The sequence below is a fragment of the Marilutibacter chinensis genome, from assembly GCF_021725675.1.
GTDB lineage: Bacteria > Pseudomonadota > Gammaproteobacteria > Xanthomonadales > Xanthomonadaceae > Marilutibacter > Marilutibacter chinensis.
The window spans coordinates 584,602-597,622 of sequence record NZ_JAKJPO010000001.1; the positions used below are offsets into that span (position 1 = coordinate 584,602).

At 69.2% G+C, this 13,021-nt stretch carries 11 protein-coding genes; 6 read left to right on the forward strand and 5 right to left on the reverse strand.

Going from position 1 to position 13,021, the window contains the following annotated elements; translation table 11 throughout:
- Positions 1–56 precede the first annotated feature (56 nt).
- A complete protein-coding gene (locus L3V18_RS02595) occupies positions 57–500 on the reverse strand; it encodes a hypothetical protein (RefSeq protein WP_237053034.1) in 444 nt (147 codons plus the stop codon).
- Between the two features lie 191 nt (positions 501–691).
- Here L3V18_RS02595 and L3V18_RS02600 point away from each other — a divergent pair, with 191 nt between their 5' ends.
- Positions 692–1,777, forward strand: coding sequence for an oxidoreductase (locus L3V18_RS02600; protein WP_237053035.1), 1,086 nt, complete (start codon positions 692–694; stop codon positions 1,775–1,777).
- Between the two features lie 25 nt (positions 1,778–1,802).
- On the opposite strand, the gene L3V18_RS02605 is transcribed toward L3V18_RS02600, so the two are convergent.
- Complete coding sequence (locus L3V18_RS02605) at positions 1,803–2,714, reverse strand: dienelactone hydrolase family protein (RefSeq protein WP_237053036.1); 912 nt, start codon at positions 2,712–2,714, stop codon at positions 1,803–1,805.
- A gap of 219 nt (positions 2,715–2,933) precedes the next feature.
- Entirely contained in the window at positions 2,934–3,467 is a 534-nt protein-coding gene (locus L3V18_RS02610; RefSeq protein ID WP_237053037.1) for a hypothetical protein, read from the reverse strand.
- 525 nt (positions 3,468–3,992) lie between these two features.
- Between L3V18_RS02610 and L3V18_RS02615 the strand changes: the two genes are divergently transcribed.
- The 5 genes from L3V18_RS02615 (at position 3,993) to L3V18_RS02635 (ending at position 9,394) form a co-directional block, all read left to right on the forward strand.
- A complete protein-coding gene (locus L3V18_RS02615; protein WP_237053694.1) occupies positions 3,993–4,295 on the forward strand; it encodes a DUF2388 domain-containing protein in 303 nt (100 codons plus the stop codon).
- Positions 4,296–4,299: 4 nt separating this feature from the next.
- On the forward strand, positions 4,300–6,285 hold the full coding sequence (locus L3V18_RS02620; protein ID WP_237053038.1) for a DUF7844 domain-containing protein: 1,986 nt from the start codon (positions 4,300–4,302) through the stop codon (positions 6,283–6,285).
- Between the two features lie 140 nt (positions 6,286–6,425).
- Positions 6,426–6,938 (forward strand): DUF4087 domain-containing protein, encoded by a 513-nt coding sequence (locus L3V18_RS02625; RefSeq protein ID WP_237053039.1) that lies wholly within the window; start codon positions 6,426–6,428, stop codon positions 6,936–6,938.
- A 66-nt stretch (positions 6,939–7,004) separates the two neighbouring features.
- The gene (locus L3V18_RS02630) at positions 7,005–8,366 is read left to right on the forward strand and encodes an SH3 domain-containing protein (protein ID WP_237053040.1); all 1,362 of its coding nucleotides are present in this window, start codon (positions 7,005–7,007) and stop codon (positions 8,364–8,366) included.
- Between the two features lie 17 nt (positions 8,367–8,383).
- Positions 8,384–9,394 carry a hypothetical protein gene (locus tag L3V18_RS02635; protein WP_237053041.1) on the forward strand — a complete coding sequence of 337 codons (1,011 nt, stop codon included), beginning with the start codon at positions 8,384–8,386 and terminating at the stop codon, positions 9,392–9,394.
- 122 nt (positions 9,395–9,516) lie between these two features.
- Here L3V18_RS02635 and L3V18_RS02640 read toward each other — a convergent pair whose 3' ends face one another.
- Positions 9,517–11,322, reverse strand: coding sequence for a DUF885 domain-containing protein (locus tag L3V18_RS02640; protein ID WP_237053042.1), 1,806 nt, complete (start codon positions 11,320–11,322; stop codon positions 9,517–9,519).
- 126 nt (positions 11,323–11,448) lie between these two features.
- Positions 11,449–12,969, reverse strand: coding sequence for a M20/M25/M40 family metallo-hydrolase (locus tag L3V18_RS02645; protein WP_237053043.1), 1,521 nt, complete (start codon positions 12,967–12,969; stop codon positions 11,449–11,451).
- Positions 12,970–13,021: the final 52 nt, after the last annotated feature.

Sequence of the window (13,021 nt, forward strand, 5' to 3'; positions counted from 1 at the left end):
ACGCGCACTTCCCGTCCGGCCGGAGCCGCGGTCCCGCCGGGCACGGTCCGATGCGGTCAAGGCATCAGATCGTCCCATCGGGACAGGGCGGTGATTCCACGTGCGCGGTTGGCCTTGGCCAGCAGCATGTAGACCTCCATCGCCGTCTCCATCAGGTTTCCTCCGGTCGCTGCCAGCACCTCGTCGGCGTGTTCGGCAAGGCGGTGCAGGCGGTCGCGGCGCAGGCGCAATCGCTCGATCGACTGCAACTCGGCTTCGATGATCTTGCGCACGTCGGCCGCGTCCAGCGGTTCCGGCAGCACCTCGGGAAACCAGTCCAGCGCGTCCAGCACCTGCCGGCAGAAACGTTCCGAGGTCGCGCCGAGCCAGCGCCCGTGTCGTGGCCCCTCGCCCTGCGCGCGGATCAGGCGTCCCATCTCCACTTCCATCGCGTCCATGCTCTTGTCCAGGGAACCGAGGCGGGCTTCGGCGAGAACACGGGGCTCGGAATTCTTGGACATCGGACTTGTTCACTCCGGACGGGGGCTGGCCGGCGACGCACGACGGTGTCGGTCCGCGCAGGCGCGACTTTCCGGTAGAACGCGAATCACCCGCGAATCCGGGCGCGGCGGACGGACACCGGAAGATCTGCACATGCCGTCGCCACGGCCCGTGCCAGACTGCAGCCCCCTGAACAGCCGGAGCCGCTTCGATGCCCGTCGCCCCCTCGCACACCGGACCGGTGCGTACCGCTCTCATCGGCTACGGGTTCGCCGGCAGGACATTCCACGCCCCGCTGATCCGCGCGGTCCCGGGACTCGCGCTGTCCGTGGTCGCCTCCGGCGACGCCGCCAAGGTGCATGCCGAGCTCCCGGACGTGGAGGTGATCGGCGACCCGCTGCGCGCGATCGCCGATCCCCGGGTCGAACTGGTCGTGATCGCATCCCCGAACGACAGCCATGTCGCGCTCGCGCAGGCGGCGTTGGGCGCGGGCAAGCACGTGGTGGTCGACAAGCCGTTCACCCTCTCTCTCGACGACGCGCGCGAGCTGGCCTCGCTGGCGGACGAATGCGGACGCCTGCTCTCGGTATTCCAGAACCGTCGCTGGGACAGCGACTTTCTCGCCATCCGCGATGCGATCGACGCGGGACTGGTCGGCGAGGCGATGCATCTGGAGTCCAGGATCGAGCGCTTCCGGCCGCAGGTGCGGATGCGCTGGCGCGAGCAGGCCGGCCCCGGCAGCGGCCTGTGGTGGGATCTGGGTCCGCACCTGGTCGACCAGGCCCTTCAACTGTTCGGGCTCCCCGAAAGGGTGCTCGGCTCGTTCGCCCTGCAGCGCGAAGGCGCCCGCACGCCGGACTGGGCCCACGTCGTGCTCGAGCATGGCGGGCGCCGCTCGGTGCTGCACGCCGGAATGCTCGCCGCCGGCGGCCACTCGCGGTTCCTGCTGCACGGCACCGGCGGCAGCGTGGTGAAGCCGGCGGCCGATCAGCAGGAGGCGCAACTGCTCGCCGGTGTCCGCCCGGGCGATGGCGAATGGGGCCTGGATCCGGATCCACTGCTGCTGCACGACGGCAGCGGCACAACACGCAGGATCGACGCGCCGCGGGGCGACCAGTCGCGCTACTACGCCGCCGTCGCCGGCGCCGTGCGCGGACAGGCGCCGAACCCGGTATCGCCGGCACAGGCGGTCGCGGTGATGGCGGTGCTAGAGGCCGCGATCGCATCCGCCGAAAGCGGACAGGCGATCGCTCCGGCACTCACCGACGCGGAACGCGAGGCGTTCACGACAGGCTGAGCCCGCCGGACCGGTCCATTCCGACTCAGGCGCTGCCGTCATCGCGCAGCCGGCGCCGGAACAGCGCCAGCAGCTTCTCCCAGGCCCGGGCGGCAGCGGCCTCGTCGTAGCGCGGCGTGGTGTCGTTGTTGAAGCCGTGCTGGGTTCCGGCCGGCTGGAACAGCGTGTACTCCACCCCTGCCGCCTCCAGCGCCGTCTCGTAGGCGGGCCAGCCGCCGTTGATGCGCGGGTCGTCCTCGGCCAGCACGACCAGCAGCTCGGCCTCGATCTTCGGCACGTCCTCCAGCGGCGGCGCGCTGCCATAGAACGGTGCCGCCGCGACGAGGCCGGGCAACTGCGTGGCCAGGTAATTGGCCATCGAGCCGCCATAACAGAACCCGACCACGCCCAGGCGCCCGTTGCCGCCCTCGATGTCATCCAGCAGCTTCGCAGCAGCGAGGAAGTCCTCACGCGTCCGGGCCTGGTCGAGTTTCGGGAACAGCGCCCGCGCTGCGTCCTCGCTGCCGGGATAGCCCCCGAGCGGGAACAGTGCATCGGGGGCGAAGACGATGAAGTCCTCGAGCGCCAGCCGCCGCGCGACGTCCTCGATATGCGGATTCAGGCCACGGTTCTCGTGGATCACCAGCACCAGCGGCAGCGGGCCCTCGGCCCTGGAGGGACGGGCCAGATAGCCGCGTCCGGAGCCGTAACCCTTCGGCGATGGAAACTCGCGGTATTCGGTGGCCAGTCGCGGATCGTCCGGGCGGACCTGCTGCGCCGCGGCGAAGTCGGGACTCAACGCGGCGAGCAGGCCGGCTGCTCCCGCCGTCCCCACCGCGAACCGCGCGGCGCCACCGAGGAAGCCGCGACGATCTATCGCACCGTGGACGTACTGGTCGAACAGGCGCATCACTTCAGGATCGAAGTCGCTGGCCTTCGGGCGACGGGAACTCGACATGCCGGATTCCTCGATGGCGACGGAAGCGGCAGCGTATCCGAACCGCGGTTAAGCGCCCGGAAACACCTGCCGGTGGCGTCCGGACGGAAGCCGCCGGCGCCGACGGCGATTGTGCGGGTCGCGGGACGCCGGGGTCCGCCGAGCGCCGCGGGCAATGTGAATCCGCTTTCGGATCCGGCGGTCCGCCGTCCGCTTCATCCGGAGCTCCGGCTGTGTCCGCTACAGCGTGGTGACCGTATGACCGCCCGCCGCGGTCAGCATCGCGTCGGCACGGTCGCGCTCGCCGCTGTTGCGGGCGTGGACGATCACCGCGGCGCGACCGTGCCGTATCTCCCTCAGCACGGTGCGGACATAGGCATCGTGGTCCGGCCGCAGGCCGACCAGGCCGCCTATCAGCAGCCCCGCCACGGCGCCGAAGAACGTCAGCGCCAGCAGCGAGATCATCGTGGAGCTGACGATCATCGCGACTCCAGTCAGGTGCAGCAGCACGAACAGCGCCGCGCCGGCCAGCGCCCCTCCGATTCCCATCGTGAGCAGCGCGCGGACGAAAGTCCGCCTGACGGCCGGTGTTCCGGACTCCAGCTTGCGCCTTGGAACCGGTTCGCGCGGATGGATCACCCGGACCTGGCCGGGCCCGAGCCTCAGGCCGAGTTGCAACCGGCGGGCCGCGGTTAGTGCCGTCGCGTCGTCGTCGAAGACGGCGGCCACCTGGGTGGCATGGATCTCGCCTGGGAAGGCATGGGACAGGGCCATACGCGGTTGCTGATACGCCGTCGGGTCTGGGGGTTGGAATGTCGCCGCCGATCGCGGCCCGTTGCTAGCGTCCTCCCATGGCGGTCGGTGTGGCGTGAACCCTTGCCTTGTGGATTCAGCGCTGCGTCAACAGCGTGAAACCCCGCTCCCTTCATCGCGCCGTCATCGCCGGAGGCGCCAGGACGCGGCTCAGAAAGCGGCCTCGAAGAGCTTCCGGCCAACCGGATCCGCCACCCGCGTCCAGAACACTACCCGCGCTGGACGGCGCCGGTCGGACTGGGCGCAGCCATCGGCGCACGCCGGTCGCGCCGCGACGGCAGGAACCGAATCCAGGACGGTTCGGCGCCGGCAACCGCAATGACCGGCACGCAGCAATCCTGCCCAACCGTCGCGGCCCCAGGCCATGGCGGGTCCTGCGAAATCCGCGCCCATCCGGATCGCCCCCGGGCCGGCTTAATCCTTCCACGCCGGGTTGCGGGTATCCTCTCGCCGGTCTTCCCCCACTATCGACAGGACGCTTCCTGCATGAACCGCCTCCTTCTCGTCGCTCTACTCTTTGCCCTGTCCGGCGCGCCGGCATGGGCCAGCAGCTTCGCAGGCTCCTCGGCCGGCGCTTCCTCGGCCGGTTCCTCGGCCTCCTCGGGCAGCACGTCGGGCGACGACAAGGTGGTCGTGCAGGCGCGCGACGATGCCGCGGCGTTCGTGGCCACCGAAGGCCGCATCCGCGGCGCCCGGCTCGAAGCCGCGTTGATGCACCTGCGCGAACGCGATCCGCAGGCGCGCGAAGCCAGCGACATGGCGTTGGCGAAGGCCATCCTCGCCCTTTGATCCGGTGAACCCACGGCGGCCGTCACCGCCGGCCCGGCGCTGTCTGGCATTGCTGCTGGCGGGGCTGGCATGGCTGGTCCCCGGTACCGGCGCCAGCACCGCTCCGCCTCCGCTGCGGATATCCGCATCCTCGCTGAATGCGCAGGAGGTCGATGCGACCGCCGAACTGGTCGAAGCCGCGTTCGCGCGGCTGCCTCAAAGATGGAGGCATGCGCTCCACCCTGATCTCGAGCTGGCATGGCGCGACGATCTGCCCGAACACGTTCATGGACGCGCGCGCGGGCGGAAACTGTGGCTCGACCGCACGTTGCTGACGGACTGGATGAGCGCATCCGGTGCGGCCGCGGAACATGCGGCACCGGAACGGTCGTCGCCTCGGCATGCCGCGCTGGCGACCCTGATCCATGAACTGGCGCACGTCTACGACCGTTCGGCGCAGGGCGGCCTGTCGCGCGAGCCGCGCCTGCTCGACCTGGCTGGTTGGCAGGTCGGCGCAATGCGGCTGGGCCTGCGCAGCGGGCGCAACGCGTTCAGCGACCGCAGCCCCGACCGCTACGAGCTGAGCGATCCGGGAGAATTCGTGGCGGTCAACCTGGAATACTTCCTGCTCGACCCCGAATATGCCTGCCGCCGCCCTGCCCTGCACCGGCATTTCGCCAGGCACTTCGGCGTTGTCAATGCACCGCCAGTCTGCGCGCCCGGCCAGGTATTCGTGCAGACGCCGGACGAGGCCGACGCTTCGGCGCTGCTGCGCATCGATGCCGACCGCATCTACCGGGTCGACTACCTGCTTGCCGAACCCGACGACCGGTTGATGAGCCGCTGGGGCCACAGCATGCTGCGGCTGGTGATCTGTGCGCCCGGGCGGCCGCGTGGACCGGACTGCCGGCTCGACCTGCAGCACCACCGGGTGTTGTCCTTCCGCGCCTTCGTCGACGACGTGCAGATCTCCAGCTGGCGGGGCCTGACCGGGTCCTATCCATCGAGGCTGTTCGTGCTGCCGCTGGAACAGGTGATCGACGAGTACACCAGGGTCGAGCTGCGCGATCTCCGCTCGGTTCCGCTGCGGCTGCACAGGGACGAGATCGCCGCCCTGCTCGAACGCGCCGCGCGACTGCACTGGAGCTACGACGGCCGCTACTACTTCCTGTCCAACAACTGCGCGACCGAGACCTTCAAATTGCTGCACGACGGCGTCCCCCGCCTCGCCGGCGAACGGCTCGCCAGCGTCACTCCGACCGGACTGCTGCGTCGCCTGCTGCGCACCGGCATCGCCGATGCCGCCATGCTCGACGACCGGCCGGAGGCCATCCGGCTGGGCTACCGCTTCGAGGCGCTGGATGCGCATTACCAGGCGATGTTCGAGATCGCGCGCCGTTCTCTGGCGCTGCCCCAGCGCGACGTGCAGGCGTGGCTGGAAGCATCGGCGGACGAGCGCGGCGGTTGGCTGGAGTCAGCCGACCTGCGCACTAGCGCCGCGCTGTTGTTGCTCGAGCAGGCCGCGCTGCGACGCGAGGAGCTGCGCGCGCGCGCGGACCTCAAGCGCCTGCTGCTCGACCGGGCAGCGGCGCGGCCCGCCGATCACGGCGACGAAACCGCCGATGTTCCTGCCCCGCTCGAACCGTCCCGGCGCGGTTCCGGATCGGACCGGGCCGAGGCGCGCGCCCGGCTGGACGAGCTGCTGCGGCTCGAAGGCTATTTCAGCCGCCCCGCAGCATTGCTGCCAGGAGATGGCTACGGACTGCCGCAGACGGAGGAGCGCCGCGCCATCGCCGATATCGGCAGCGATCATCTGGCGCGCTGGCGACTGCAGCGCAGCGACCTGCACGAAGCCGCCCGCCACTGGCTGCCCGCGTCACGACGCGCCGCGCTCACCGGCATCGAGGCAAACCTCGACACCCTCGGGCGGCGCCTGCGTGATCTGCACGTGGAAGACAATGGACTCCGCCTGCAGCGCAGCTCGCCTGGCGGGCCGTCCGACGCCCATTGACACGCGGCGGCGGCGGACGGGCTGCCGTTTTGCAACCCACGTCACCACCGCGATCGGGAGACCGCTGTAACAATCGACGACCATGATGGGCGGCAGTCTGGAAGACAGCGCCGCCCGCGGGGATGGAAGGAGCCTTGAACATGCGCAGGATCGCAGTTGCCCTGTTGTGGGCCCTTCCGGTGCTGATTGCGTCGACCGCCACGACGGCCTGCCATGCGCCTGCGCAGGACGAGGCCGCACAGGATCCGGCACACCCGTCGTTGCCATCTCCGGCGCCGACACGGTCCACGCCGGTCGGAACACCGGACGTGCCCGTTTCCGCATCCGCTCCCGCATCCGGCGACGCCGGAGAGCGACGACAGACACGCTGCGGATGGTTCGAGAATCCGACGCCGGGCAACGCCTGGCTGAGCGATCGCGACCGGACCTGGATCATCGGCACCCAGGGCGGGCCGCAAGCCGAGGGTGACTGGCCCGGGTTCGAAGGCGGGGAATGGATCGTCACCAATGGTTCCAGCTACGGCTACGGCTGCGCCTGCATGTCGGTGACCGTCGATGCCGCCGCGGGCCGCATCCTGACCCTCCAGGACGCACGCGCCGTGCCGCTGTCGCAATGCCGGGCCGACGCCGCGCTGCAGGAACCCGGCTCGTGACCGGCCGCGTCGGTTCGCCGCACTTCGATCACTCCACTCCCATCAGCCCCTGAAGGACTAGCACTGATGATCAAGCCAATGCACCGCATGCGAAATGGAGCATTCCGGGCGGCCCTGCCCGGCGTCGTCCTCGCCGCCCTGTTCGCCGCTTCCGCGCCCGCCTCGGCCGGCACCTGCGCCGGCGTGAAGGTCACCGCGTCCGCACTCAACGTACGCTCCGGCCCCGGCACCGGCTATGCCGTCGTCGGCACGGCCAACTCCGGCGAAACCTACGTCACGACCGGCCAGACCTCCGGCGCATGGAAGAAGATCTGGTTCGACAGCAATGCGCGCTGGGTCCATGCCAGCTCGTATACCCAGGCGGTCAACGTCAGCTGCGGCAAGGTCACCGCGTCGACCCTGAACGTGCGCTCCGGTCCCGGCACCGGCTACAGCGTGGTCGGGACGGTGTCGTCGGGATCCAAGTGGTCGGTGATCGGCAGCTCCGGCAGCTGGCGCAAGGTCTGGTTCGCCAGCCAGGCCCGCTGGATGCACGGCAGCTACCTCGACCAGAACGGCACCACGCCGTCGATCGGCCTGTCCGGCGTGACCATCAATGGCGGCGCCAGCTCGACCGGCAGCCGTTACGTCAAGGTCAGGTTCGGCTACAACACCTCGACCCCGACCCATTACCGGATCAGCCACAGCTCCACCTTCTCCGGCGCCAGCTGGAAGAGCTACACCGGCACCACCGTCGACTTCACCCTGTCCAGCGGAGGCGGCACCAAGCGCGTCTACCTGCAGCTGAAGAACAGCGCCGGTCGGCTGTCCAATGTGGGCTCCGACACCATCACCTACAACCCGTCGACCACCGCCAGCGGCTACCGGATCAACCGCGACGCGTTCTTCAGCCGCCTTCGCTATCACTATGGATCGCTGAGCCAGAGCCAGGTCGACGGCATCAACTACCTGCTGACCAACATCGAGAAGGACACCCGCCCGGCGATCAACAACCAGACCGTCTGGATGCGGCAGGTCGCCTACATGTGGGCGACCACCAAGCACGAGGTCGCCAATACCTACCAGCCGATCACCGAATACAGCAACACCCACTGCGTGAACTACGACGGCGGCTGCCGGTACAAGGGCCGCGGCTACGTCCAGCTCACCCACCTCTACAACTACCGGAAGATGTCGCCGATCACCGGCCAGGACCTGGTCACCTACCCCGAACGCGCGCTGTGGCCCAACGTCGCCTACACGGTGATGTCGTACGGCATGCACCACGGCACCTTCACCGGCAGGAAACTGGGCGACTACATCTACGCCGGGCACACCGACTACTACAACGCCCGCCGGGTGGTGAACGGTACCGATCGCGCCAGTCTGCTTGCCGGCTACGCGGGCAAGTTCCAGGACATCATGGAACGTTCCACCCAGAAACTGTGAACGTCCGGGTTACCGCGATGAAGCCCAACAAACCCGTGCTCGTTGCCATAGGCGCGACGGCCGCGATCGCGATCGGCGTCCTGGCATTCCGTGGACTCGCGGAGCCCTCCGGGTCCACGGCGACGGGGCCGGCCGGCGGCAATGCCCCGGCCGGCGCCGCCACGGCCGTGCCAGCTCCGATCGCCGGCGAGGCCAGTCACGATCCTGCCGCCGAAACCGCGCCGTACCGGGACAGCACCGCGTCGGTCGCGGACTTGCGCCGGCTCGTCGAAAGCCCGCACCTGACCGCCGAGCAGCAGACCGAGCTGCTGAACCTCAAGCAGGCGCTGCTCGACGACGCGCAGAGCGACAGCCAGGCATTGCGTGGGCTGATCGATGCGCTGCGCATGGATCCCGGTTCGTCGACCGCCGAACACCTGCTGTCGATACTCGGCGAGGTGCGCGATCCCGCAGTCGAACAACTCGGGCTGGAGATGTCGATCGCCGACGACAGCCAGGTACAGGCGGTTGGCCTCGACCTGCTGTCGCGGCTGGGCATAGCCGGACAGGACACCTACGAGCTGACCCGGCAACTGCTGGCCGACCCGACCCGCGATCCGGAAGTGCTGCGTTCGGCCATCCATGCGCTGCCGGACATCCCGCTGCCGGCCAGCGAGATGAACGGCACGGTCGCCCGGCTGGGCGAACTGTCGGCGACGCACGCCGATATCGGCGTGCGTTCGGAAAGCCTGTTCAAGCTTGGCGCCCTGGCCAAGGACGCGAACGACCTGCGACCGGTGATCGATGCGCTGGCACGCGACCGTCACATCGACGAGCGCATCAGCGCGGCGATGGCGATACGGAACAGCCAGGTGGTCGACGATGGCCTGCGCCGGCAGCTGCTGGACATGATGTCCAACCCGGACGAGCTGTGGGAGATCCGCCACTACGCGGCCGAATCGCTGCGGCGCTTCAAGCTGAGCGAAGACGATTACCGGCAGTACCAGCGCTTCAACGAAGAACTGGAAGTGATCCAGCGCGGCGGCTGACCCGCATGCCCTCGCATCCGGTCCATCGCCGTCGACCGTGCGGTGGCCTGCACGGTGCGGGCATCGCCTAGTACAGCGAGGTCCGGCGTCCCTGGCCCTTCACGGCCAAGGGCGCCTGGCAATCACGGTGCGGCAGACGTTTTTCCGTCCGCCACCTGCTGCGTACCGGCAATCCAGGCCTCGACGTTCGCGCGCAGCACCTGCATCGGCACGTTGCCGTGACGCAACACCTCTTCGTGGAAGAGTCGCAGGTCGAAACGGTCGCCGAGAGCGGCTTCGGCCTGTTCGCGCAACGCGACGATCTCCAGCGCGCCGGAGTCGTAGGCGGTCAGCTGTCCGGGCAGCATCGCCATCCGGTCGGCCAGCGCCTCGGTTTCGTCGGGACCGAAGCGGCCGGTCTCCTTCAGGTACTCGACGGTCTTCTCGCGGCTCCAGCCGAGCACGTGCAGGCCCGTGTCGGCGACCATGCCGCGGGCCGGCCATGCGCGACGCTGGATCTTTGCGTAGTCGTTGCTGTAGATGCCGGCCTCCTCGGCCAACCGCTCGGCGTAACGCCCCCAGCCTTCGGCATAGGCGGAGTTGAAGCTCAGCTGCGCCAGCGGTGTCTTGTCCTGGGTGAACGCGAACGCCAGCTGCATGTGGTGGCCCGGGAAGCCTTCGTGCACGGCGGTGATCTCGGCGCTGCCTCGGGTCTCGCTCGCCCAGCCCTCGCTGTCGATGCGGTAGTACGCAGGCTGCGTGGGATCGGCTGCGGCCTCGTAGTGCGCGCTGGCGCCGGAGCCGCGCATGAAGTCCGGAAACGGCTCGACCTTCATCTCCTGCTCCGGCAGCGCCAGGAACAGCTTCCTGCTGGCCTCGCGCGATCGCGCGACGACCTCACGCGAATAGTCGATCAGCTCCGCCTCGCTGGAGAAGCCGTTGTCCGGCGCCTCGCGTACCCGTTCGAGGATCTCGGCAAAGTCGTCGGTGCCGTACAGTTTCTCACCCATGCCGGCAATCTCGGCCATGTTCGCCGCCACCGCCTTCGCACCCAGCTCGTGGACCTCGCGCGCGCCGCGATCGAGCGTGGTGTAGCCGCGCAGCGAGGCGTCGTAGCAGGCCTCCCCGTCCGGGTTGGCCGAGACGCCGAGTTCGGTGCGTGCCTCCGCCATGTACTCGTCGCGCAGGAAATCGCGGTAGCGCGCCAGCGCAGGGTTGACCCGGTCGCGGATCACCGCTTCGAACGCCGTCCTGAATTCGGAATCGTCGCTGCGCCCGGCCGGCCCGGACAACGGCGAATCGGCGACGCTGGCGGTGGCGAGGCCGTCGACCTGCCCGATCACCCGTTCGACCACGCTGCGCGGCGCCGAGTAGCCAAGATCCAGCCCTTGGCGCAGGTTGGCGATCTCCTGGTCGACGAAGGCCGGCAGCGCCGACCAGCGCTCCAGCGCCTGTTCGCGCTCGACGGCGGTCGCGACCGGCTGGAAGCGCGCGTAGCGCGCGAGCATCACCGGCCAGCCGCCCATGTGGTTGACGTCCCACAGCTCCGGGCGGCAGACCCGCAGACCCTTCTGCGATTCCAGCCGCTCGGTCAGCAGCGCGTGGTCCAGCTTCAGCGCGGCGGTGCCCAGCGCATCGCGATCTATCGTCTCCAGCTCGGCCAGCATCGCGTCCTCGGCCGCGTCGATGCGGGCGATGTCCTCCGGCGCGCGCGGCGACCAGTGCGCATGATCCTTCAGCGGCAGTCCGAGCACGTAGCCGGCGATCGGTTCCTCCTCCAGGCCCAATGCGACCGCGCGTTCGGCCAGCGCCTTCATCCGGGCGTCGGCGCCTTCATCGGCGACGGCGGACAGTGCCAACGACAGTGCGCAGGCACAGGCCAGCGCACTCCAGCCCGGCACGGGCGTACGGGACGTGCGGCCGGGGCGGCGGGTCATCGGGTCGGGCATGGCGGGTTCTCCTTCTCCTTGCGGGTGGATGCGACGCGACTCCGTCGTGAGACTGGCCTCGCCCGACGCGGTCGACCAGTGCCGATCGGCCCATGGGCGCCATGCCGGCTCGCCGTCGACGGCCGCTCAGCGGCTCAGTTCGTACAGGTATTCGACGTAGGACATCACCGCGCCGTCGTAGCCCTCGACCTTCGGATTCGACGACTCGATCAGGAAATACTCGTCGGGCGCATGCGCGCCGCTGCCATGGCCAAGGCCAAAGTGCCCGGCCGGCAGGCTCAGCGGCGGATCGGTGAACACGAAGCCCGGATAGGAGCCCGCACCGCGCGGCCACAGCAGCGGGTCGAGCCCATGCCCGCGCAGCACCGCCAGCTGCGCCTGGATGAGCTCGGCGTCGGCATCGGTGCTGGTCGGATCGTAGCCACCGGTGACGTTGACCTCGATGTCGCCGTAGCCGCGCGCGGCGAGATGCGACTTCAGCGCGGCGACCGCAGCGTCCTTGCTCATCCCCGGCACCAGCCGCAGGTCGAGCTTGGCCGCCGCGCGATGCGGCAGCACGGTCTTGCCGCCGGGTCCGGTATAGCCGCCGACCAGCCCCTGGATGTTGACCGTCGGCTGCGACACCAGCCGTTCGTTGGCCTGTTGCCATGGCAGGTCGTCGATCCAGTGCGGCACGCCGAACAGCTTCTTCATCTCCGCTTCGCTGCGACGCGAGGTCGCGGCGGCGATCATCGCCCGATGCTCCTCGCTCAGCGGCGGCGCGACCGGATAGCCATCGATGGTGATGGTGTTGCCGTCGTCGGAGACCAGTGTGTCGAGCGCCTTGACCAGCCGCCAGGCCGGACTGTCGACCATCGCCTTCAGCGAGGAATGGATGTCCTTGGCCGGCCCGCGCCCCCACTTCTCGCCGCTGGCGACCAGCTCCAGCTCGACCACGCCTTTCGCACCGAGACTGACGGTGACCTCGCCATCCAGGCCCTGCAGCGCCATCGGCATGAACACCCCGATGCTGTCGGCGAGCGCGGCCCGCACCTTCGGATGGAGGACGAACTGGCCGATGTGCGGCGAGCCGATCTCCTCCTCGCCCTCGGCGACCAGGACCAGGTTGACCGGCATCGGCTGGCCGGCGTCGCGGATCGCGCGCAGCGCCGACAGCATCGCCGCCTGCGGTCCCTTCTGGTTGACCGCGCCGCGTCCCATCATCACCGTGCCGACGCCCGGACGTTCCGTCAGCTTCGCCTCCAGCGGTGGCGAACTCCATTCGGCCGGGTCGAACTGCTTGACGTCATACATGAAGTAGACCCCGACGGTCTTCTCCGCCTCTGCATCGAGCGTGGCGAATACCCCGGGCTTGCCATCGGTTTCGATGATCTCGACGTGCTGGAAGCCGGCATCCCGTGCGAGCCCGGCCATGTACTGCGCACCTTCGCGCGAGTTCAGATCCTCGGCGGCGATCGACGGCAGCGCGATCCACTCCTGCAGCCGCTTCACCGAAGCATCGTGCTGCGCGGCCACCTCGGCCCGGATCGCGTCGAGGTCGGGGGGCGCCGCTCGCGCGTCGTCAGCCAGAATCCCAAGGAAGAAAGAGACGATCAATGCGGCAGACGCCACATGACCACGCCGAGCCAGACAACCAGACAGTTCCATCCTGCGCTCCTCCAGTCTCGCTTGCGGATCCGCCGATACTAACCCGACCGCT